This is a genomic window from Mitsuaria sp. WAJ17 (genome assembly GCF_014174515.1).
Taxonomy (GTDB): domain Bacteria; phylum Pseudomonadota; class Gammaproteobacteria; order Burkholderiales; family Burkholderiaceae_C; genus Roseateles_B.
The window spans coordinates 71,887-94,548 of record NZ_JACJUG010000010.1; the positions used below are offsets into that span (position 1 = coordinate 71,887).

20 protein-coding genes are annotated in these 22,662 nt (G+C 67.9%); 17 read left to right on the forward strand and 3 right to left on the reverse strand.

Translation table 11 applies throughout. The features are described 5' to 3' along the window. The first annotated feature begins 18 nt into the window (after positions 1-18). The 9 genes from H5407_RS10205 to H5407_RS10245 all read left to right on the forward strand — a co-directional run bounded on the left by H5407_RS10205 (position 19) and on the right by H5407_RS10245 (position 9,589). Positions 19-903, forward strand: coding sequence for a prephenate dehydrogenase/arogenate dehydrogenase family protein (locus H5407_RS10205; RefSeq protein WP_183104427.1), 885 nt, complete (start codon positions 19-21; stop codon positions 901-903). Between the two features lie 50 nt (positions 904-953). Continuing rightward, positions 954-2,966: a bifunctional 3-phosphoshikimate 1-carboxyvinyltransferase/cytidylate kinase gene (locus tag H5407_RS10210; protein ID WP_183104339.1), complete on the forward strand. Its 2,013-nt coding sequence runs from the start codon at positions 954-956 to the stop codon at positions 2,964-2,966. 216 nt (positions 2,967-3,182) lie between these two features. After that, positions 3,183-4,892: a 30S ribosomal protein S1 gene (gene rpsA, locus H5407_RS10215; RefSeq protein WP_183104340.1), complete on the forward strand. Its 1,710-nt coding sequence runs from the start codon at positions 3,183-3,185 to the stop codon at positions 4,890-4,892. Between the two features lie 114 nt (positions 4,893-5,006). Beyond that, a complete protein-coding gene (locus tag H5407_RS10220) occupies positions 5,007-5,312 on the forward strand; it encodes an integration host factor subunit beta (RefSeq protein ID WP_183104341.1) in 306 nt (101 codons plus the stop codon). Positions 5,313-5,416: 104 nt separating this feature from the next. Beyond that, on the forward strand, positions 5,417-5,710 hold the full coding sequence (locus H5407_RS10225; protein ID WP_183104342.1) for a lipopolysaccharide assembly LapA domain-containing protein: 294 nt from the start codon (positions 5,417-5,419) through the stop codon (positions 5,708-5,710). Beyond that, the gene (lapB, locus tag H5407_RS10230) at positions 5,700-6,848 is read left to right on the forward strand and encodes a lipopolysaccharide assembly protein LapB (RefSeq protein WP_183104343.1); all 1,149 of its coding nucleotides are present in this window, start codon (positions 5,700-5,702) and stop codon (positions 6,846-6,848) included. The genes H5407_RS10225 and lapB overlap by 11 nt, the downstream gene beginning before the upstream one ends. Continuing rightward, positions 6,848-7,594: a glycosyltransferase gene (locus tag H5407_RS10235; protein ID WP_183104344.1), complete on the forward strand. Its 747-nt coding sequence runs from the start codon at positions 6,848-6,850 to the stop codon at positions 7,592-7,594. Before lapB ends, H5407_RS10235 begins: the two co-directional genes overlap by 1 nt. Then, positions 7,591-8,565, forward strand: a complete 975-nt coding sequence (locus H5407_RS10240) for a glycosyltransferase family 32 protein (protein ID WP_183104345.1) — start codon at positions 7,591-7,593, stop codon at positions 8,563-8,565. Before H5407_RS10235 ends, H5407_RS10240 begins: the two co-directional genes overlap by 4 nt. Positions 8,566-8,572: 7 nt before the next feature. After that, complete coding sequence (locus H5407_RS10245) at positions 8,573-9,589, forward strand: glycosyltransferase family 2 protein (RefSeq protein ID WP_183104346.1); 1,017 nt, start codon at positions 8,573-8,575, stop codon at positions 9,587-9,589. Positions 9,590-9,659: 70 nt separating this feature from the next. Here the strand turns inward: H5407_RS10245 and H5407_RS10250 are convergent, their stop codons facing one another. After that, on the reverse strand, positions 9,660-10,802 hold the full coding sequence (locus H5407_RS10250) for a glycosyltransferase (protein ID WP_183104347.1): 1,143 nt from the start codon (positions 10,800-10,802) through the stop codon (positions 9,660-9,662). 64 nt (positions 10,803-10,866) lie between these two features. Here H5407_RS10250 and msbA point away from each other — a divergent pair, with 64 nt between their 5' ends. Both msbA and H5407_RS10260 read left to right on the forward strand, forming a co-directional pair. Next, entirely contained in the window at positions 10,867-12,660 is a 1,794-nt protein-coding gene (gene msbA, locus H5407_RS10255; protein ID WP_183104348.1) for a lipid A export permease/ATP-binding protein MsbA, read from the forward strand. Then, entirely contained in the window at positions 12,632-13,015 is a 384-nt protein-coding gene (locus tag H5407_RS10260; RefSeq protein WP_183104349.1) for a helix-hairpin-helix domain-containing protein, read from the forward strand. Before msbA ends, H5407_RS10260 begins: the two co-directional genes overlap by 29 nt. Here H5407_RS10260 and H5407_RS10265 read toward each other — a convergent pair. After that, positions 12,987-14,264, reverse strand: a complete 1,278-nt coding sequence (locus H5407_RS10265) for a patatin-like phospholipase family protein (RefSeq protein ID WP_255501180.1) — start codon at positions 14,262-14,264, stop codon at positions 12,987-12,989. The two genes, H5407_RS10260 and H5407_RS10265, sit on opposite strands and share 29 nt — an antisense overlap. 261 nt (positions 14,265-14,525) lie before the next feature. On the opposite strand from H5407_RS10265, the gene H5407_RS10270 reads away from it, so the two are divergent. Further along, entirely contained in the window at positions 14,526-14,693 is a 168-nt protein-coding gene (locus tag H5407_RS10270; RefSeq protein ID WP_183104350.1) for a hypothetical protein, read from the forward strand. An 18-nt stretch (positions 14,694-14,711) separates the two neighbouring features. Here H5407_RS10270 and dnaE read toward each other — a convergent pair whose 3' ends face one another. Then, entirely contained in the window at positions 14,712-18,221 is a 3,510-nt protein-coding gene (dnaE, locus tag H5407_RS10275; protein ID WP_183104351.1) for a DNA polymerase III subunit alpha, read from the reverse strand. 169 nt (positions 18,222-18,390) lie between these two features. Between dnaE and H5407_RS10280 the strand changes: the two genes are divergently transcribed. The 5 genes from H5407_RS10280 to H5407_RS10300 all read left to right on the forward strand — a co-directional run bounded on the left by H5407_RS10280 (position 18,391) and on the right by H5407_RS10300 (position 22,660). Continuing rightward, positions 18,391-18,765 carry a VOC family protein gene (locus H5407_RS10280; RefSeq protein WP_183104352.1) on the forward strand — a complete coding sequence of 125 codons (375 nt, stop codon included), beginning with the start codon at positions 18,391-18,393 and terminating at the stop codon, positions 18,763-18,765. A gap of 120 nt (positions 18,766-18,885) precedes the next feature. Beyond that, entirely contained in the window at positions 18,886-19,881 is a 996-nt protein-coding gene (locus H5407_RS10285) for a peptidylprolyl isomerase (protein ID WP_183104353.1), read from the forward strand. Positions 19,882-19,889: 8 nt separating this feature from the next. After that, a complete protein-coding gene (locus H5407_RS10290; RefSeq protein ID WP_183104354.1) occupies positions 19,890-20,864 on the forward strand; it encodes a hypothetical protein in 975 nt (324 codons plus the stop codon). A gap of 49 nt (positions 20,865-20,913) precedes the next feature. Beyond that, entirely contained in the window at positions 20,914-21,687 is a 774-nt protein-coding gene (locus H5407_RS10295) for a sulfurtransferase (protein ID WP_183104355.1), read from the forward strand. Positions 21,688-21,691: 4 nt separating this feature from the next. Next, entirely contained in the window at positions 21,692-22,660 is a 969-nt protein-coding gene (locus tag H5407_RS10300; protein ID WP_183104356.1) for an alpha/beta fold hydrolase, read from the forward strand. Positions 22,661-22,662 lie beyond the last annotated feature (2 nt).

Below are 22,662 nucleotides of genomic sequence, written 5' to 3' on the forward strand. Positions count from 1 at the left end.
AGCAAAGCAAAGGACACCATGTTCAATCAACTGGGTGTGATCGGCTGTGGATTGATGGGTGGCTCCTTCGCGCTGGCCCTGAAGAAGGCCGGCCTGGTCAAGCGGGTCGTGGGCTACAGCAAGTCCCCCTCCACCACCGAGACCGCCAAGCGCCTGGGCGTGATCGACATCGCCGCCGAATCCGCTCTGCTGGCCGTGGCCGGCTCGGATATCGTCCTGGTGGCCGTGCCTGTGGCCGCCACCGAAGCCACCTTCCGCGCCGTCAAGCACTTGGTCGACCCTAAAGTCCTGATGATGGATGTGGGATCGACCAAATGCGACGTGGTCGATGCCGCCCAGCGCGTGCTGGGCAAGCAGATCGGGTCCTTCGTGCCCTGCCACCCCATCGCCGGCAAGGAGCAGTCCGGCGTGCAGGCGGCAGACGCCACGCTCTACCAGGGTCGCCAGGTCATCCTCACGCCGCTGCCGCAGACCGATGCCTCGCTGATCCAGAAAGCCACCGACGTCTGGTCCGCCCTGGGCTGCCAGGTCCTCAAGATGACGCCGCAGAACCATGACGCGGCCTTCGCCGCCGTCAGCCACCTGCCGCACCTGTTGGCCTACGCCTACTTCAGCACCATTGCCAACCAATCCGCTGGTCGTGACTACCTCAGCCTGGCGGGACCGGGATTCCGCGATTTCACCCGCATCGCGGCCAGTGACCCGGCCATCTGGCGCGACATCCTGCTCGCCAACAAGCAGGAGGTACTGGCCCAGTCCCAGCGCTTCCGCGACATGCTCACCCGTTTCGAGCAGCTCCTCCAGCAGGACAACGCGCAGGCCCTGGAGGCCTTGCTGCAGCAGGCCTCGGACGGTCGCTCGCAATGGCAAATGGGCCAGTTGCCCGGCAGTCGTCCGCGTTGAGATGATGACTGGCCTGCGCTGAGTCCGCTCCCCGTCTTTACGGTTTCCTCATGTACAAGATTCCCTTCCTCGACCTGCCCCCGCTGCAGGCCGCAGCCGGCACGGTGCGCCTGCCGGGCTCCAAGAGCATTTCCAACCGCGTGCTGCTGCTGGCCGGCTTGGCCGAGGGCGAGACGCTGATCCATGACTTGCTCGACTCGGACGACACCGCGGTAATGCTGGAGGCGCTCAAGCAGCTGGGCTGCGGCATTTCGCGGGACGGTGCTCAGCTGCGCGTGCGCGGCATCGGCGGCCAGTTGGCGCCCGCTGTGCGCGAGGCCGGCCTGAAGCTCTTCCTGGGCAATGCCGGCACGGCCATGCGCCCCCTGGCGGCGGCTCTGGCCCTGCTGGCGGCCACGCAGGGCGGGCAGTTCGAGCTCAGCGGCGTGCCGCGCATGCATGAGCGCCCCATCGGCGACCTGGTCGATGCCCTGCGTGAGCTGGGTTGCGACATCACCTGCCTCGGCCAGGAGGGCTACCCGCCGCTGCGCCTGGGCGGCCCAGCCACGCTGAAGCTGGCGGAGCCGGTGCGCGTGCGCGGCGACGTCTCCAGCCAATTCCTCACGGCCCTGCTGCTGGCCCTGCCTCTGGTGGCGCGCGAGGATGTGGTCATCGAGGTGGTCGGCGAGCTGATCTCCAAGCCCTACATCCACATCACGCTGGAGTTGCTGAAGCGCTTCGGCATCGAGGTCCGCCGCGAGGGCTGGGAGCGCTTCACCATTGCGGCCGGCAGCCGCTACGGCTCTCCCGGCGAAGCCCATGTGGAGGGCGATGCGTCCTCCGCCTCCTATTTCGTCGCGCTGGGCGCGCTGGCCGGCATCGAGGCGCCGGTGCGCATCGAGGGCGTGGGCTCGGCCTCCCTGCAGGGCGATGTGCGCTTCGTCGAGGCCGCCGCACTGATGGGCGCCCGCATCGAGCAGGGTCCGAACTGGGTGGAGGTCCGCCGCGGTGCCTGGCCGCTGAAGGCCCTGGACCTGGACTGCAACCACATCCCCGACGCCGCCATGACGCTGGCCTTGATGGCGCTCTACGCCGACGGCCCCAGCACGCTTCGCAATATCGCCAGCTGGCGGGTCAAGGAGACCGACCGTATTGCCGCCATGGCCACCGAGCTGAAGAAGCTGGGCGCGCAGGTCGAGGAAGGCGCGGACTGGCTGCGCATCCACCCGCTGCAGGACTGGCGCGCGGCAAGTATCCACACCTATGACGACCACCGGGTGGCCATGTGCTTCTCGCTGGCCGCGCTGAATCCGTTGATCACCGGACGGCCGGTGCCGGTGCGAATCGAGGATCCGGCCTGCGTGGCCAAGACCTTCCCGGACTACTTCGAGACCCTGTTCGAGGTGGTGCAGGCCCGCCGCACGGACATTCCAGTCATCACCATCGACGGCCCCACCGCCTCAGGCAAGGGCACGCTGGCGGATGAGGTGGCGCACCAGCTGGGCTATATCGTGCTGGATTCCGGCGCCCTGTACCGCACGGCCGGCCTGGCCGCCTTCCGCGCCGGCATCAGCCTGGACGACGGCCCCGCCGTGGCGCGCGTCGCCGCCGGCCTGGACCTGCATTTCCGCAAGGGCCGGGCCATCCTCCAGGGCGAGGACATCAGCGAGCTGCTGCGCGAGGAAGCCACCGGCCTGATGGCCTCCCAGGTGGCGGCGCACCCTGAGGTCCGCCAGGCGCTGCACCAGCTCCAGCTGGACTTCCGGCGCCTGCCAGGCCTGGTGGCCGACGGCCGCGACATGGGCACCGCCGTGTTCCCAGACGCCGGACTCAAGGTTTTCCTCACGGCCAGTGCCCAGACGCGCGCCGAGCGCCGTCATAAGCAATTGATTGGCAAGGGAATTTCCGCTAATATGGAGAGCTTGCGTGCGGACCTTGAGGCGCGCGATGCCCGCGACAAGGGTCGCGCCGCCTCGCCACTGAAGCCCGCGCAGGATGCGCAGCTGCTGGACAACTCCGGCCAGACCATCGAGGAATCGAAGGATCTGGTGCTGGGATGGTGGCAGGAGCGCCAGCCCTTCTGAGGGCCGGATTGGATCCCCCGGCGATGACAGTTCGCGAACGGATCCACGGGAGGGCGCTCGAAAGCGTGCCGTCCCCAAAGCGGGCGCACCTGCCCTCCGGACGACAGTCCACCGGGTGCGCTTTGTCTGCAACCTAACCCGCAAGGCAACTTGCACTCACCGTCGGCGCTTCCCAGAGTTTCTTCATTCGCTGTGCGCGTCGATTCAGGAATCAACATGTCCCAAACCCAAACCGCCACCGGCGGCGAATCCTTCGCCGCTCTCTTCGAAGAATCGCTGCAACGCGCAGACATGCGCTCGGGCGAAGTCATCTCGGCCGAAGTCGTCCGTGTTGACTACAACTTCGTGGTGGTGAACGCCGGCCTCAAGTCTGAAGCCTACGTGCCCATCGAAGAGTTCAAGAACGACCAGGGCGAACTCGAAGTCAACGTCGGCGACTTCGTCTCGGTGGCCATCGACGCCATCGAAAACGGCTACGGCGACACCATCCTGTCGCGCGACAAGGCCAAGCGTCTGGCTTCCTGGCTGAGCCTGGAAACCGCTCTGGAGTCCGGCGACTTCGTGACCGGCACCGTCTCCGGCAAGGTCAAGGGCGGCCTGACCGTCCTGGTCAATGGCATCCGCGCCTTCCTGCCCGGTTCGCTGCTGGACACCCGCCCGGTGAAGGACATGAGCCCGTTCGAGGGCAAGACCATGGAATTCAAGGTCATCAAGCTGGACCGCAAGCGCAACAACGTTGTGCTGTCGCGTCGCGCTGTGGTGGAAGCCTCCATGGGCGAAGAGCGCGCCAAGCTGCTGGAGACGCTGTCGGAAGGCGCGATCGTCCAGGGCGTGGTCAAGAACATCACCGAGTACGGTGCCTTCGTGGATCTGGGCGGCATTGACGGCCTGCTGCACATCACCGACATGGCATGGCGCCGTGTCCGTCACCCGAGCGAAGTGGTGCAAGTCGGCCAGGAACTGACCGCCAAGGTCCTGAAGTTCGACGCCGAGAAGAACCGCGTCTCGCTGGGCCTGAAGCAGCTGGGCGACGACCCCTGGTTCGGCGTGTCGCGTCGCTACCCGGCCAACACCCGCCTGTTCGGCAAGGTCACCAACATCGCTGACTACGGCGCGTTCGTCGAGATCGAGCCGGGCATCGAAGGCCTGGTGCACGTCTCCGAAATGGACTGGACCAACAAGAACGTGGCGCCTTCCAAGATCGTCTCCCTGGGCGACGAAGTGGAAGTCATGGTCCTGGAAATCGACGAAGACAAGCGTCGCATCTCCCTGGGCATGAAGCAGTGCAAGGCCAATCCTTGGGAAGAGTTCGCTGAGAACGTCAAGCGCGGCGACAAGGTCAAGGGCCCCGTCAAGAGCATCACCGACTTCGGTGTGTTCGTGGGCCTGGCTCAGGGCATCGACGGCCTGGTGCACCTGTCCGACCTGTCCTGGAACGAGCCGGGCGAGACCGCCGTTCGCAACTACAAGAAGGGCCAGGAAGTCGAAGCCGTGGTCCTGGCTGTGGATGTCGAGCGCGAGCGCATCTCCCTGGGCATCAAGCAGCTGGACGCTGACCCGTTCACCAGCTACACCTCGATCAACGATCGCGGCATGACCGTGACCGGCAAGGTGAAGACCGTCGACGCCCGTGGCGCCGAGATCGAGCTGGCTGAAGACGTGCTGGGCTATCTGCGCGCTTCGGAAATCTCCCGCGATCGCGTGGAAGACGCCCGCAACGTGCTGAAGGAAGGCGACGAAGTGACGACCCTGATCGTCAACATCGACCGCAAGACCCGCAACATCCAGCTGTCCATCAAGGCCAAGGACAGCGCCGACCAGCAAGAAGCCATGCAGCGCCTGTCGGCAACGTCCGAGCGTGAAAACGCTGGCACGACCAGCCTGGGCGCCCTGCTGCGTGCCAAGCTGGACAATCAGAACAGCTAATCCCTGTTCCGCGAAGGCCCGGGCTCTGGTAGCCTGGGCCCCAGCTGCCAACGCAGGCTCGCCACTCTCACGGGGGCGAGCCTGTTTTTCTCCTCAGCCTGGAATTCCATCGTCATGACCCGTTCCGATCTCGTCGCGCACCTGGCAGACCGCTTTGGCCAGCTCACGCAGCGCGACACCGAATTCGCCGTCAAGACGATCCTGGACGCCATGTCCGATGCCCTGGCCCGTGGCCACCGCATCGAGATCCGTGGCTTCGGCAGTTTTTCCATCAACCGTCGCCCGCCCCGCATGGGCCGCAATCCGCGCAGCGGCGAACAGGTCCTGATCCCTGAAAAGCTGGTGCCGCACTTCAAGCCGGGCAAGGCCCTGCGCGAAGCCGTCGATGCCCAACTGCCAGTCGACGACAGCGCCTCCTGATTCCCATCGGCTGCGCCTCGCGCGCCACAGTCAGCGCCGCTCTTTGCAGGCGCTCCCGCGGCCAAGGCTGACGCCCCCGCCCCTGCCCCTTAGAATCCGCCACGATGCGATTCATCGTCCGGCTCTTCTGGGCCTTCATCTTCTTCGCCCTGTTTTCCTTCGCGCTGAACAACAGCCAGGAGGTGGCCGTGCATTGGTTCTTCGGCCATGCCTGGCATTCGCCCCTGGTGATCGTGGTGCTGCTGAGCTTCGGCCTGGGCTGTGCTTTCGGCGTGCTGGCCATGGTGCCGGCCTGGTGGCGCCACCGCCGTGTCGCCACGCGGCAGATCGAAGCCCAGCAGAGCACCCTAGCAACACCTGACCCCCTGGCCAATCCGGGCGTGCACGATGGGCTTTGAACTCAGCGCCCTCCTCATCGCCCTGCCCCTGGTATTCGCCCTCGGCTGGCTGGCCTCCAAACTGGACTCCCGCCAGTGGAAGCGCGAGCAGCGCGATGCGCCCAAGGCCTATTTCAAGGGACTGAACCTGCTGCTCAACGAGCAACAGGACAAGGCCATCGACGCCTTCATCGAGGCCGTGCAGGCCGACCCGGACACCTCCGAACTGCATTTCGCGCTGGGCAATCTCTTCCGCCGCCGCGGTGAGTACGAGCGCGCGGTGCGCGTGCACCAGCACCTGCTGCAGCGCGGCGATCTGCCCAAGTCCGAGCGCGACCGCGCCCAGCACGCCCTCGCCCAGGACTTCTACAAGGCCGGCCTCTTCGACCGTGCCGAGGAAGCCTTTGCTGCCCTGCGCGGCACGCGCTTCGAGAGCGAGGCCGAGCTGGCCCTGCTGTCCCTCTACGAACGCTCGCGCGAGTGGCGCAAGGCCGCCGAGGTGGCCCGCCACCTGGAACAGGGCGGCACGGGCTCCTTTGCCTCGCGCATCGCCCACTACCTCTGCGAGCTGGCCCTGGAAGCCCAGGCACGCAACCAGGATGTCGAAGCCCAGGCCCTGCTGGCAGAAGCCCGCAAGGCTGCGCCGCAGTCGGCCCGAGCCCATGTGCTGGCCGGCCAACTGCTGAGCCGGCGGGATCAGCCCGAGCAGGCCATGGCCGCCTATGCCGAGCTGCTGGCCGCCAACCCTGAGGCCTTCAACCTCGTGGCCCGCGACTACGCGCAGGCCGCCCTGCAGACCGGCAAGCCGACCGAGGCCCAGCGCGCGCTGCAGACACAGTACGAGCGCCATCCCAGCATGCACCTGCTGCTGGCCCTGGCCCTGCTGGAGCCCGAGGGCGAGGCCCAGCGTCGCCGCCTGCGCCAGCATCTGCAGGCCGAGCCGGCCCTGTCGGCTGCGCGCGCCCTGCTGGCTCAGTCCCAGTCCCGCCTCAGCGACGAGGAAGCCCCCCTGGTCGCTGCCGCCCTGGACAAGGCCGTGCGCCCCCTGCAGCGCTACCGCTGCGCCGCCTGCGGCTTCGAAGCCCAGCACTATTTCTGGCAGTGCCCCGGTTGCCTCAACTGGGACACCTATCCGCCTCGCCACGTCGAGGAACTCTGATGAGTCCATCCCAAGCTGCGAGCGATCGCGTCATCCTCTGTATGAAGTGGGGCACCAAGTACGGCCCCGAATACGTAAACCGGCTTTACGGCATGGTGGCCCGGCATCTGCGCGGGCCCTTCCGCTTCGTCTGCCTGACCGACCGCAACGAGGGCATCCGCCCGGAAGTCCAGTGCCTGCCCATCCCTGAACTGAAGCTGCCCGCCGGCATCCCGGAGCGCGGCTGGACCAAGCTCACCACCTTTGAGGCTGATCTCCATGGGCTGCAGGGCACGGCCCTGTTCCTGGACCTGGATGTGGTCATCGTCGATGACATCACGCCCTTCTTCAAGGTGCCCGGCGAGTTCCTGATCATCCATGACTGGAAGCGCCCCTGGCGCATCACCGGCAACTCCTCGGTCTATCGCTTCAGGCTGGGCGCCCACGCCGACGTGCTGGAGCGTTTCCGGCGCGAGCACGAGGCCATCCGCACCCGCTTCCGCAACGAGCAGGCCTACCTCTCCGACGAGATCCACCAGCAGGGCAAGCTGCAGTACTGGGACGCCGCCTGGTGCGCCAGCTACAAATACCACTGCATCCCGACCTGGCCCAGCAACTACTGGAAGCCGCCGCGCATCCCCAAGGGCGCGCGCATCCTGATCTTCCACGGCGTGATGAACCCCCCCGACGCCCTGGCCGGTCGCAGCAACGGCAACTGGCGCAAGGCCAGGCCGGCCCCCTGGATCGCCGAGCACTGGCGCGAATGAGCCTCCTCGCCTGGCTGGCCCTGCTGCCGCTGCTCCTGCTGGCGCTGCTGGGCTGGGAGCTGCTGCGACTGCTGCGAGCACAGGCTCCGGCCCAGATCCGCAGCAGGCAGCTGGGAACGGCCGCGCCCTTGTCGGGCGGGGCCCAAATTCCCCGCCTGATCTGGAGCTACTGGAACAGCGAATCCCTGCCTCCGCTGATCCAAGCTTGCGCTGACAACTGGCGGGCCCAGGCGCCCGACCACGAGCTGCGCTTCCTGACGCCCGGCACCGTGCGGCAATGGCTGCCCGCCGGCACGGACCTGAGTCTGCTCGACAGCCTGCCGCCTTTCCGCCAGGCGGACTGGCTGCGCCTGCAGCTGCTGCAGGCCCAGGGCGGACTCTGGATCGATGCGTCCACCGTGCTGACGCGCGACCTGGATTGGGTGCATCAACAGCAGGCCGGCACCGGAGCCGAGTTCGTCGGCTTCTACATCGACCGCCTCAGCAATCGCCCCGAGCTGCCCCTGGTCGAGAACTGGTTCATGGCCGCTGTGCCGGGCAGCCGCTTCATTGCCGAGCTCAATGCCGAGTTCGTCCGCGCCCTGGCCATGGGCGAGGCGGCCTATCTGCAGACCCTGCGCGACGCCGGACGTTTTGAGCGGGTGATCCAGGCCATAGACCCGAGCCTGCATGAGTACCTGGTCATGCACGTGGCCGCCTCCTCGCTGCTGGATGCCGACGCCAGCCGCTACCGCCTGGCCCTGCAGCGCGCCGAGGACAGCGCCTTTGCCCTGCAACAGGCCCTGGCCTGGAAGAAACGGCATCTGTACGTCCGGCTGGCGCTGATGGGGGAGCCCCGGCGCGTGCCGGCACTCGTGAAGCTGCGCGGCAATGATCGCCGCACGCTGGAGTCCCAGCTGCGCAAGCGCCCGCTGCGCCCGGGCAGCCTTCTGGCCCGCTACCTCCCCACCCTACCCCGACAGCTGAGCTGACCCTGACATGAGCGCTGCCCCCGCCCCCTGGCTGAGCCTGCTGGTGCCGGTCTACAACGTCGCCGAATGGCTCCCTGCCTGCCTGGACTCCATTGACAGCCAGGACCTGAGCGGCGTCCAGCTGCTGCTGATGGACGACAGCGCCACCGACGCCTCCCCGGCCCTGGCGCAGGACTGGCTGCAGCGCCATCCCGAGCTGGACGCCCGTCTGCTGCGCCATGAACGCAACCAGGGCCTTAGCGCTGCACGCAACCATCTCCTGGAGGCCGCGCGGGGCGATTACGTCTGGTTCCTGGACTCCGACGACGTGCTCACCCCCGGCGCCATCGCCTCGCTCCGGCGAACGCTCGACCGCCAGCTGGTGGATCTGGTGCTGTGCGACTTCGCCTATTTGCGCGCGCGGCCCAAGCTGAAGCACCGCCTGCGCGGCGAGCAGCACGTCCGCACCTTCGCCGGGCCCTCGAACTCACCTCTCACTGACACCCCTGGTCTGCTGACCGGCCTGCTCGAGCTGGGCTATCTGCACAGCTGGAGCAAGGTCGCCCGGCGCTCACTTTGGAGCGACGACCTGTGCTTCCCCGTCGGCCATACCTTCGAGGACATGGCAACCACGCCGGACCTCGCGATGCGCGCCCTCAGCTATATCCATGTGCCGGAAGTCTGGATCGGCTATCGGCAGCGCGCCGGCAGCATCCTGGCAGGCGCCTCGCTGAACAAGACCGATGACATGATGCGGGCGCTGCATGACCTGCCGCAGCGGCTGCACCCTTACAGCGAGTTGGATGCCGGCGTGCGCTTCGCCGCCTCCCATTTCGCGGCACGCAGCTTCATCGGCGCCGTCCGTTTTGCGAACCGCCAGAGCGATGCCGTGCGGATGGGGCACTACCGCCAGGCCTTCCTCGCCGCGCTGTGCATGCCCCTGGATGACCTGATGGCCCAGTACCTGTGGCGTGGATGGTGGTGGCGGGCGCTGCGTCTACGTCACTGGCTGGGGCGCAGCGCAGCGACGCCAATGCCCGGCTGACGAGCCCCGGAGCCCTTGAAGGGGCTGGAGCCCCCCTGTAAACGGCCCGCAGCCGCGGCCCGCTGAGCCTTCAGATCGAGGCCAGCAGCGCCTGATAGCGCAAGCGCATCAGGTCCAGGCCATGGGCCTGCAGCGCCTGCTGGCGCGCGGCCTGAGACAGCTGCTCCCCAAGACCGGGCTCGCTGAACACGCGCTCAAGTGCCATGGCCAGGGAGGCTGGATCGGATTCCGGCACCAGCAAGCCGGTGCGGCCGTGCTCGATCACCCCCTCCACGCCAGGCACGTCAGACGCGATGCAGGCGCAGCCCGCGGCCATGGCCTCCACCAGGGCCAGCGGCATGCCCTCCCAGTGCGTGGACAGCACGAACACCGCCGAGTTCATCAGCAGCTTGGGCATCTCGGCATGGTGACCCAGGAATTGCACCTGCTTCTGCAGGCCCAGGCGGTGCACCTCGGCCTCGCAATCCTTGCGATAGCCATCCTTGCCCGCGCCGGCCAGCAGCAGGGGCAGCTTGAGCCCGCGCTGGCTGAGGATGGCCAGGGCGCGGATCAGGGTCTTCTGATCCTTCTGGCGGGCAAAGCGGGCCGACATGACGATGCAGGCCGGACGCTCGGCAAAGCCGCGGATGCGACTCTCGGGAAACTTGGAGAGGTCGATGCCGTTGGGGATGGCGAAGCTGCGATCCTCCGGGAAGCCCAGCTCAACCAGGCGCCGGCGCACCCCCTCCGAAACGCCAATGAAGCGAGCCGTGTGCTTGGCCAGCCAGCGCGCTTGCATCAGGCGCCAGCGGCTGTAGCGCTCGCGGGTGTTGTGCTCCACATGCACAAGCGTCGGCACGCCCGCCAGCCATCCAGCCAGACGGCCCCAGATGTGGTCGCTGAAACCATGGGCGACCAGCACATCCGGTTTCATCTGCTTGCAAAGTCGATAAAGCGACCACACCGTCAGCACATGGGACCAGCCCGGGACTACATGCACATCGAGCCCGCGGTCCTGCAGATCCTGCAGGCGCTGGGGGTCGGTGTTGCGCTTGCGGCGCAAGACCAGCACGGCGCGCATGCCGCTGCCAGGGGCCTTGGCGGCATTGCACAGATCGACCGCGACCTGTGTCGCACCGGAGAAACCGCCGGTCACGAAATGCATCACCACCTGCTCCTGAATGGGCAGGGATCGGGTGAAGGGCTTGGATGGGGAGGTGGAAGCATCCGACATGCGAACAGTATAGGCAGGGGCGTCAAGCGGAATCGATCGGTATTCGCAGCGACAATGCAAGCACATGCAAGCAAGCCCGCCTTCCGATCACCGTCCCCAGCCCCTGGACTCCCTGCCCCAGCCGGCGGTCAGCGCCTCGACGCCGGGCCTGCGGCAGACCGCCCGCCGCCTGCTGCCCTTTTTCTGGCCTCAGCGCTGGGGCTTGGCCCTGACCATGTTGGCCTACCTCGGGGCGGCCGCCACCGAGCCCCTGATCCCGGCCCTGATCCAGAAGGTCTTCGGCGATGGCTTCCGTGTCGATGCGTTCGCCGTGTGGTGGGTGCCCGTCGTGCTGATCGGCCTGTTCGTGCTGCGTGGCATCTTCAGCTTTCTGGGCCAGTACCTGCTGAACTGGACCAGCTCCCGGACCGTCATGCGCCTGCGCCTGGCCCTGGTGGACGCCCTGCTGCAGGCCGACGCCGCTGTCTACACCAGCCTGCAGCCGGGCGTGGCCGTCTCCAAGGTGGTCAATGATCCGCAGCAGATCATGGAGCGCCTCTCCACCAGCGTGATCACCGTGCTTCGTGACGGCCTGCCGGCCCTGGCCATGCTGGGTTACCTCTTCTACCTGAACTGGCAGCTGACCCTGCTGTCCATGGTGACCACCCCCGTGATGGGTTTTGTGGTGAGCAAGGTCAGCAGGCGGGTACGCGCCATGGGCAGTGCCGCCTATGACGCCCAGCTGGGCCTGGTCGGCAAGGTCGAGGACGTCAGCCGTGCCTGGCGCGTGGTGCGCAGCTTCGATGCGGCCGAGCACGAGCGCCAGCGCTTCGAGCAACTGGCCCGTGAGGCCCAGCGCGCGGCGCTCAAGACAGCGGCGGCCAATGCCTCGGCCCAGCCGCTGTCGCAGTTTGTGGCCAGCATCGGGCTATCGGTCATCGTCAGCCTGGCCCTGCTGCAAGCGCGCGGCGCGCACACGGGCGTCGGCGAGTTCAGCGCCTTCATCACTGCCCTGCTGCTGCTGACCTCGCGCCTGCGGCATCTCACTGAGGTCAGCCAACCCATCATCAACGGACTGGTCGTGGCCCAGGGCTGCCTGCAGCTGCTGGACACGCCGCGCGAGCAGGACAGCGGCAGCGGCATCTTCGAGCACTGCCAGGGCGAGTTGCGCCTGGAGGCCGTCACCCTGCGCTATCCCAATGCCGACAGGCCGGCCCTGGACGCGCTGCAGCTGCACATCCCCAGCGGCCGGACCACCGCGCTGGTGGGATCCTCCGGTGCTGGCAAAAGTTCGGTGATCCAACTGCTGCTGGGTTTCGCCCGGCCGCAGCAGGGTCGCATCCTGCTGGACGGCAGGGACATTACCGCTCACACGCGCGCCAGCCTGCGGCGCCAGTTCGCGGTGGTCTCCCAGGACATCGTTCTCTTCGACGGCAGCATCGCCGACAACATCGCCTACGCCCAGCACCGCGACGATGCGCGGCTGGAGCAGGTGCTGCGCGCCGCACACCTGTGGGACTTCGTCCGCCAGCAGCCTCAGGGCCTGGACAGCCCCGTTGGCGCCAACGGCAGCCTGCTCTCAGGCGGCCAGCGCCAGCGCCTGGCCATCGCCCGGGCCCTCTACAAGGAGGCCCCTGTCTGGGTCTTCGACGAGGCCACCTCGGCACTGGACACCGAGAGCGAGCGCGCCGTGCAGCAGGCCCTGGAGCAGTGGCAGGGCAAGAAAACGCTGATCGTGATCGCGCACCGCCTGTCCACCATCCGGCATGCCGACTGCATCCATGTGATGAGCCAGGGCCGCGTGATCGAGAGCGGTACGCACGAGGCCCTGCTGGCCCAGGAGGGCGTCTATGCCGGCATGGTGCGCGCCCAGCATTGAGCAATCGGCCGGTGCCCGGCGCCGCGTCCTTCGCGGGGTGGCCGGCCTGGCCCTCGTCATCGCTGCCAGCGGCAGCCAGGGGCAAGACCTGGCCCCGTCACCCCTGGAGCTGAACGAGGCCAGCCGCGCCGAACTGGAGTCCCTGCAAGGCCTCGGCCCTTCGCTGGTCACCCGGATGCTGGCCGCACGCCAGCAGGCCCCCTTTGCAAGCTGGCAAGACCTGGCACACCGGGTGAAGGGCATGGGGCCCAGGATGATGGCGAGGCTGTCGGCGGCAGGCCTGCGCGTCAATCGACAAGCGCTGGATGCCGCCCCCGCGGCCCCACTCAGGCCGGCGTCGTCACCACCGCCTTGATGGGCTCCTCACGCATACCGCGACGCTGCCGCGCGGGATCGGGCCGCGCAGCCTGCGCCGGCCAATTGAAGAAGCGCAGCACATCGCCCCGGCGCGCCAGGGTGTCCGCCATTCCAAGGTTGATCAGGTCTACGGTGAAGGACGGCTCGAAGAGCAGGTAGCTGGTCAGCGCCGAACCCGTTGCGCCCTTACCCTCGCCGGACACGCCCACACTGCGCAGCATGGCGCGAATGGGCGGCGGCAGACTGCCCTGGTGTTCGGCTGCGAGGTCGTCCAGGCGGCGGCTGGGCGCGATCACCAGCACATCGATGGGTCGCAGTGGCGTGCCCTCGCGCGCTGCGGGCGGCAGCAGGGACAGGGTCTTGTTGATGCGCTGCAGCCGCTCCACGTCCACCGCCAGGGCATCCAGGAAGATGTTGGACAGCGCATGCCCGGCGATCTGCGCCATGGAGGGATGCCCCTCCACCAGCGTCACCCGCCGGCCCGGCGGCTCGTGCATGCGGCCCGCGCCGATCACCAGCACGCGCTCCGCCCCCAGATGCACCGCCGGCGAGACCGGTGCGCTCTGGCGCATGGAGCCGTCGCCGAACCATTCCAACTGGCCGTCGAGTTCCAGCTGCTGGGCCGGGAAGATGAAGGGAATGGCCGAGGACGCCAGCAGATGCTCGATGCCCAGCTTCGCCCGCACGGCGATGCGCTGCGAGCGCAGCCAGGGCTGGTAGGGCTTGTGGGTCTGGTAGAAGGTGACGTGCTGGCCCGAGGTGTAGCTGGAGCCGCTGATGGCCAGGGCCTCCAGATGCTCGCTGTCCAGCATGGCCTCAAGTCGCTCGAAGCGGATCCAGCGCTTCAGCAGATGGGAGAGCGGGTCGTTGTCCAGCAGGCTGCGCGGCTTGCTGCGGCGCCAGCGCGCCAGGGCCCAGCCCAGGCTCATCATGGTCATCCAGCGGGCGCCGGTACGGATCACGCCCAGAGAGTCGGCCGCATAGACCTGCTCCACGTGGATGTTGCGCCAGATGTGCATCAGGCCGTCCACCGCGGCATCGAACTGATCCGCCTGGCAGGCCAGCGTGGCGGCATTGATGGCGCCGGCCGACGTGCCGGCGATCACTGGAAAAGGGTTGGGGCCCTGCACGCCCGCATCACGCCGCAGCTGGGCGATGGCGGCCAGCACTCCGACCTGGTAGGCCGCGCGGGCGCCGCCTCCGGTGAGGATGAGGCCGGTGCGTGGCGTGTGGGCAGTCGCGCTCAAGGCAGGACCTCCGTACAGCGGGTCTGCAAAGGAGGCGCCGGGAGACAGCCTGGCGCCTCTGCTGGGCCCATCATCGCAGCAAGCCTGCCGGGGCGGATGGAAAATGAAGTCGCATCGGCCCCTAAACCAGGGGGCTTTACGAGTAGGCGGCGCGGTCGAGCCACTTGAAGCCACTCGCCTCTTCCACAAGCGAATCCGTTTCAACCTGCGGTCGCTGCACACGGATGGCGTCTATGAGGAGCCTCTCTCACGCAGACGCTGGTGCGTTGGCCTCGCGTGCACATGGTGCTGTCTTGCCCCGGCTTCGTGGCCGTCTACATCTCCTCGCTACAGGCCCATGGGGTCCCCGACCGGGCCTTCGAATCGCACCGGCAACAAGCCGACTTCCTGGAGCAGGCCAGGCAGGCGGTGCAGCACGCACGAGGCTGAGCTCGCACCACGCAGGAATCACTCGTAGCTGATCTGAACCGGCTCGCCCTTGGGCCCGGCAAAGCGAGCCAGGGCCTCGTCGCAGGGCCAGAACTTGGCGGCGTCGCCCAGCTCCAGCTCGGCCACGGCGCCCTCGCGCTTGAGGCTCAGGCGCAGGCTTAGGCCGTGGGTCAGCGTGCCCTGCTCCGTCTCGACGACCTTCGGGGGCCAGGTCTTGACCACCTCCTGCACCGGCGGCACCGTGCCGTTGACCGCCAGGCGCAGGAACTTGCCGAAGCGGGCGCGGGCGCCGGCCAGGTCCCAGACGGCCTGGATGTTCATGCGCAGGCCGCCGGAGAAGCGGTCGTTCTGCACCTTGCCGGAGACGACGATCAGCTCGTCGTCGGCCAGGATGCCCTTGGCGCTGTTGATCAGCTCCTCATTGGCCACAGACTCGATCACATCGGTCTTGTCGTCCAGCTTGAAGATGGCCACCTTGCCGCGGTTGCCGTTGATGATGCGCATGTCGGACACGATGCCGGCCACCAGCACCGGCTCGCGGCTGTCCTGCAGATCGGCGATGCGCCGGCGCACCATGCGGCGGACTTCCTCGCCGGACTGGTCGAAGAGATGGCCGGAGAGGTAGTAGCCGATGGCTGTCTTCTCCAGGCTCAGCTTCTCCTTGATGCTCCAGGGCGGCACGTTGACCAGCTCCGGCTCGGCGGTGGAAGAGCCGTGGGTGTCGTCGAAGTCGAAGAGCCCGCCCTGGTCCGCATTGGCCGCCAGGTTTTCGCCGTAGGTGTAGCCCAGGGCCACGCTGGCCAGCAGGCGGGCACGATCGGCCTCCAGGGTGTCGAAGGCCCCCGCCTTGATCAGGGCCTCCACCACGCGCTTGTTGACGGCCTTGCGGTCCACGCGGGCGCAGAAGTCGAAGAAGCTCTTGAAGGGTCCGCCCTCCTTGCGGGCGCGCAGGATGGCCTCGATGGCGCCCTGGCCCGTGCCCTTGACGGCGCCGAGGCCGTAGTTGACGAGCTTGTCGTGGATGGGCTCGAAGCGGTAGACGCCGCGGTTCACGCAAGGCGGCTGGAACTCGATGCCGAACAGCTTGGCGTCCTCCAGCAGGACCTTGAGCTTGTCGGTGTCGTCCATTTCGATGGTCATGTTCGCGGCGAAGAACTCCGCCGTGAAATGCACCTTGAGCCAGCCGGTGTGATAGGCCAGCAGGGAGTAGGCCGCCGCGTGCGACTTGTTGAAGCCGTAGCCCGCGAACTTCTCCATCAGGTCAAAGACCTCGTCGGCCTTAGCCTGGTCGATGCCCTTCTCCGCCGCGCCCTTTCGGAACAGGTCGCGGTGCATGGCCATCTCTTCGGCCTTCTTCTTGCCCATGGCCCGGCGCAGCATGTCGGCGCCGCCGAGGCTGTAGCCGCCCAGCACCTGGGCCGTCTGCATCACCTGCTCCTGGTAGACCATGATGCCGTAGGTCTCGGCCAGCACGGGTTCCGTCAGCGGGTGCGGGTACTCCACCACCTCCTTGCCGTGCTTGCGCGCGACGAAGGTGGGGATCAGGTCCATGGGGCCCGGGCGGTACAGCGCGTTCAGGGCGATGAGGTCTTCCAGGCGCGAGGGCTTGGCGTCACGCAACATGCCTTGCATGCCGCGGGATTCGAACTGAAACACCGACTCAGTCAGGCCGTCCGAGAAGAGCTTGTAGACCTTCTTGTCGTCCAGGGGGATGGTCTCGAAGGCGAAGTCCTTCTGGGCCGGATGGCGGGCCACGATGAAGTCCTTGGCCAACTCCAGGATGGTCAGCGTGGCCAGGCCCAGGAAGTCGAACTTCACCAGGCCGATGGCCTCGACATCGTCCTTGTCGTACATGCTCACCGCGCTCGTGGAGCCCGGCTGCTGGTACATGGGGCAGAAGTCGGTGATCTTGCCCGGCGCGATCAGCACGCCCCCGGCGTGCATGCCGATATTGCGCACCATGCCCTCGACGCGCGCCGCCAGCTTCAGCAGCTCGGCCACTTCCTCTTCCTGCTGCTCGCGCTCTTCGATCTCCGGCGCCTCGTGGCGAGCGTAGATGACCTTTGACTTTTCCGGGTCGAAGTCCGGCGGCAGCTTGGCCAGGGTCACGGTCTTGCCCGGGGGCGCGGGGATGAGCTTGGCGATGGAGTCCACATGACCGAAGCCCATGCCCAGCACGCGGCCGATGTCGCGCAGCGCGGCCTTGGCGGCCATGGTGCCGAAGGTGGCGATCTGGCTCACCGCGGGGCGGCCGTACTTGTCCTTGACGTACTCAATGACGCGGTCGCGGTTGCCCTGGCAGAAGTCGATGTCGAAGTCGGGCATCGAGACCCGCTCGGGGTTCAGGAAGCGCTCGAACAGCAGGTTGTACTGCAGCGGGTCCAGGTCCGTGATCAGCAGCACATAGGCCACCAGGGAACCGGCGCCGGACCCCCGGCCCGGACCCACGGGGCAGCCGTTTTGCTTGGCCCAGCGGATGAAGTCACCCACGATGAGGAAGTAGCCGGGGAAGCCCATCTTGATGATGGTCTCGAGCTCGAACTCCAGGCGCTCCACATACCGCGGGCGCTGGGCCTCGCGCTTGGCTTCATCGGGGAAGAGCTGCTTCAGTCGCGCGTCCAGGCCCTCATAGCTGAGCTCCCGGAAGTAGCGGTCCATGGGCATGGGCTGGCCGTCGTCCAGGATGGGCGTGGGGAAGTTGGGCAGCTGCGGCTTGCCCAGCACCAGCGACAGGCTGCAGCGGCGGGCGATCTCAATGGTGTTGGCCAGCGCCGTCGGGATGTCGGCGAAGAGCGCCTCCATGTCTGCCTGCGAGCGGAAGTACTGACCCGGCAGGAAGCGCTTGACGCGCTTGGGATTGGCCAGGGTCTCGCCGTCGGCAATACAGACGCGGGCCTCGTGGGCGTCGTAGTCCTCCTCGGTCAGGAACTGCACCGGATGCGTGGCCACCACAGGCAGGCCCAGCTCGGCGGCCAGGGGCACGGTGGCCGCCACCACGGCTTCCTGGCCCGGCAGACCGGCGCGCTGCAGCTCCAGGTAGAAGCGCGTGGGATAGATGACCGAGAGCTTGCCGGCCCAGTCACGCGCCCGCGTCTGGTCACCGACCAGCAGCGCCTGGCCGATGGCCCCCATCTGCGCGCCGGAGAGGCAGATCAGCCCCTCGTTGAGCTCCTGCATCCACTCCAGCTTCAGGCAGGCCTGCGTGCGCTGGACACCCTGGATCCAGGCCCGGGACAGCAGCTCGGACAGGTTCAGGTAGCCCTTCTTGTTCTGAACCAGCAGCAGCAGGCGGTGCGGCGGCTTGTCGGCCACCTCGGCCTCCACCCAGCAGTCCGCGCCCAGGATGGGCTTGACGCCCTTCTTGCGGCTGGCGTTGTAGTGCTTCACCGCACCGAACATGTTGGCGAGGTCGGTGACGGCCAGGGCCACCTGGCCATCCTTGGCAGCGGCGGCGGCGGCGTCGTCGATCAGCAGGGTGCCATCGACGACGGAGAACTCGGTGTGGGTGCGCAGGTGAACAAAAGCCATGCCGGATTGTAGAGAGGCGCGCGAACCACACGGCACAGACGCCTGGCCTCGACACTACTGACACATCCTGTCAACAGCGCCCCCTAGCATGGCGTCAGCTCCAGCACAGGGAGCCCCCCGCAACCAGCGCCGTCCAGCGACGGCCGCCCTTATCCTCAGGAAGAACGACATGAACCTCAGCCCCAGCCTCCAGATCCTCTTCGTGGACCAGACTGACCGCAGCGCGGCCTTCTACAGCGAGCACTTCGGCGCCCGCGTGCTGGAGTCCTCCCCCACGTTCGCGATGCTGGCCCTGGGTGACAGTGCCCGCCTGGGCCTGTGGTCCCGCCACACGGCCGAACCCGGCCCCACGGCGGCCGGCGGCGGTACCGAACTGGCCTTTGCCCAGCCAGATCGCAGCGCCGTGGACAGCCTGCACGCGCGCTGGAGCGCTGCCGGCGTCCCCATGGCCCAGGCTCCTGTGGCCATGGACTTCGGCTACACCTTCGTCGCCACGGACCCGGACGGCCACCGCCTGCGCGTCTTCCACCCCGAGGGTAACTGAGCCTGACGGCGGCGCGGGCGCTCAGCGCCCGTCCGGACAGGACTCAGGGATCATGCGGGGACGCAAGCTGGCGGCCTGCCGTATGCTGCCCCGCCATCCCTGCTGACGCCGAGAGTCCCCATGCAAGAACGCTGCCATGATCGCCGCAACACCCCCCGCACCCTGGCACTGGCGCTCGGCGCCTGTACCGGCCTGCTGAGCGCCACCCTGGCCTGGTCCCAGGCCGCGGCCCCGGCCCCTGCCGCATCCCAGCCCGCAGCCAAGCCGGCCGGCCCCGCGGCCGGCAAGAAGGCGTCCAGCGCCGACATCCTGGCCGCCTCCAAGCCCGCCGACTGGCGTGCCGCGGACCCGGAGCTGACCCTGCAGATGGAACTGCCCGGCGGCAAGGTCATCATCGAGCTGGCCAGCGCCTTCGCGCCTGTCCATGCGGCCAATATCGTCAAACTGACCCGTGCCGGCTACTTCGACGGCCTGGCCATCATCCGTTCCCAGGAGAACTACGTCACTCAGTGGGGTGACGCCGAGGAGGAGGACGCCCGGGCCCGCAAGAAGCCGGACACCCTGACCAAGGCCCCGGCCGAATTCGACCGTCCCTTGAAGGGCCTGAAGGTCACCGCACTGCCGGAGCGTGACACCTGGGCCGCCCGCGTCGGGTTCGTGGACGGCTGGCCAGTCGCCGTGGACCCCAAGACGGGCCGCGCCTGGCTGCCGCACTGCAATGGCATCGTGGGCGCTGCCCGGGGCAATGCGCCCGACTCCAGCGACGGCAGCGGCCTGTACGCGATCATCGGCCATGCCCCGCGCGCTCTGGACCTGAACATCACCACCGTGGGCCGCGTGCTGCAGGGCATGGACAAGCTCAGCAGCCTGCCCCGCGGCACCGGCGCCCTGGGCTTCTACGAGAAGGCTGAGGAGCGTACCCCCATCACCCGCGTCCGCGTGCTGGCCGACATTCCCGAGGCCGAGCGTCCGCGCCTGCAGGTGCTGCGTACCGACACCGCCACCTGGCAGGCCTGGCTCAACAGCCGGCGCTTTCGCGGCGGCGGCTGGTTCGTGCACGAGCCATCCAAGGTGGAGCTGTGCGGCGCGCTGCCGCCGGTGCGCACCGCGCCGTGAAGCGGCTCATGGATCGTCGACAAGTCCTGGCGCTGTTGGCAGTTCCCGCGGGTCCGTTGCCTGCCCTCGCGCAAGACCTGACCCCGGCCCGCCCCCTGCCCTTTCGCTTGCGCAGCCGCTTCTGGATGAACCTGCACCATGTGCTGGCGGAACTCGTCCAGACGGACAGCGGGCTGGCCGACTGGCGCCAACCGCACCGGTGGCCTGACGCAGAGGGCCAGGCTTGGCAGGCCGCGCAGCACCGCTACCGCGAAGCCTTCGCTGAGGCGGACATTCCTTTTGACGAGCGCTTCCAGGCCCTGCGCCTGGCCTTGCTGGGGGTCGCGGATGGGCAGCCCCTCCCAACGCTGGAGCCCGCGCTGCGCCCCTTCGGGCACGCCCTGGAGCAGGCGGCCGGGCCCTATCGCCGTCATCTGTGGAGCCGCCATGCGGCCCTCAATGAGGCCTGGATCCATCAGGCGCAGCCCCTGCTCGGCAGTCATGGCCAGCGGCTGCGCGAACGCCTGGAGGCCGTGCTGCAGCCGGCCATGCCCGAGTTCCTCCCCGTGGATGTGGTGGCCTGCGCCGCCAACTTCGCCGGCGCCTACACGCATCCAGGCCCGGCCCACACCATCATGCCCAGCACCCGCAAGAGCTACCAGGGCGACGCCAGCCTGGAGATGCTCTTCCACGAGGCCTGCCACACCGGCATGGACAGCCGGCTGATCCGCGACATCAACGCCCTGCTGGCCCCGCGCGGCCTGACCGACAAGCGCGGCCTCTGGCATGCGACGCAATTCTTCACTGTGGGCCACCTCACCCAGCGCCTGCTTGCCGAGGCGGGCCGGACCTACGAGCCCTATGCCCAGCGCTGGCGGGTGCTGGAGCGGGCCTGGGGCTTCGCGGTCACCCCGCTGGCGACGCACTGGCAACCCTATCTCGAGGGCAGGCGTTCACGGGATGAAGCGCTGGCTGCGCTGGTCTTTGCCAGCTATCCCGCTTGAGCAAGCGCCGTGCGGGCCGTTGGACGGCCGCGGCCTAGAATCCGGCGCCATGTCGTCCCCAGCGCCCGTTCTCAACATTTCCTGCTACCTGTTCGTCGGTCTGCCAGATGCCGCCGAACTGCGCGAGCGCCTGCACGCCGAGGCCCTGGCCCGCGAACTCAAGGGCACTGTGCTGCTGGCCGAGGAAGGCATCAACCTCTTCCTGGCTGGTCCGCCGGAGGGCGTGCGTGGCTGGGTGGCGATGCTGAAGGGCGACGCGCGCTTTGCCACGCTGTCTCCCAAGGAAAGCTGGAGCGAGGCCGTACCGTTTCGCAAGCTGCTGGTCAAGGTCAAGCCCGAGATCATCCGCATGAACATGCCCGCGATCCGGCCCGACCAGCTGCCGCGCGCCCCCGCTCTGCCTGCCGCCACGCTGCGTCGCTGGCTGAACCAGGGCCATGACGACGACGGCCGTCCAGTCGTGACCCTGGACACCCGCAATGCCTTCGAGGTGGACTACGGCACCTTCGACGGCGCCATCGACTGGCGCATTGCCAGGTTCACCGAGTTCCCCGCCGCGCTGGCCGCGCGCAAGGACGAGCTGATGGGCAAGACCGTGGTGAGCTTCTGCACCGGCGGCATCCGCTGCGAGAAGGCCGCCATCGTGCTGCAGCAGCAGGGCCTGGACGGGCCCGTCTACCAGCTCGAGGGTGGCATCCTGAAGTACTTCGAAGAGACCGACGGCGCCCACTACCACGGCAGCTGCTTCGTCTTCGACCAGCGCGAGGCCCTGGACGCCGGGCTGGCGCCCTCCTCCGAAATCAAGCCGGCAGGCAAGGCCTGACCCCATGAAGACCCTGGGCGCCTGGCTGCTGCGTGGACTGGGTCTGCTGATCCTGCTTCTGGCGCTGGGTGCCGCGGCCTTCAAGGCGCCGGAGCGGCCGCTGGAGTCGCTTGTGGCGCGATGGGCACCGCCGCCCTCCGACTTCATCGAGCTGCCCTGGCAGGGCCGGCGCCAGTTGGTGCACCTGCGCGACCAGGGCCCGCGCGGTCCCGAGCCGCCACTGGTGCTGCTGCACGGTACCTCGGCCAGCCTGCACACCTGGGAGCCCTGGGTCGCGGCGCTGAGCCTTCAGCGCCGCGTCATCACCCTGGACCTGCCCGGCTTCGGGCTCACCGGTCCCAGTGTGCTGGGGGACTACCACGACGCCAGCTATGTTGACTTCCTCCACGCCCTGCTCATCCACCTGAAGCTGGGGCCGGTGGTCCTGGGCGGCAATTCCCTGGGCGGGCAGATCGCCTGGGAGTACGCGGCGCGTCACGGCGAGCGCGTCCAGGCCCTGGTGCTGGTGGATGCCGGCGGGCTGGAGTTCCAGTCCGAGTCGGTGCCTCTGGCCTTTCGCGTGGCCAGGCTGCCCGGCCTGCGCAGCCTCGCCTCGCAGCTGCTGCCGCGCCAGATGGTGGAGCGCAGCGTGCGCAACGTCTTCGGGGACCCCTCCAAGGTCAGCGAATCCCTGATCGACCGCTATTTCGAGCTGACCTTGCGCGAGGGCAACCGTGCGGCCCTGGTGCAACGATTCGAGCAACTGGAGCCCGGGCGTTATGCGAACATGCTCCCCCAGATCCGGCAGCCGACGCTCATCCTCTGGGGCGGGCGCGACCGCCTGATCCCGCTGGCCTATGGTCGGCAGCTGAAACAAAGCATTGCAAATAGCAGGCTGGTGGTCTTTGATACCCTGGGGCATGTGCCGCAGGAGGAGGACCCGCAGCAGACGCTTGGGCCGGTGCAGGAGTTCCTGCACTCGCTCAAACCCTGATG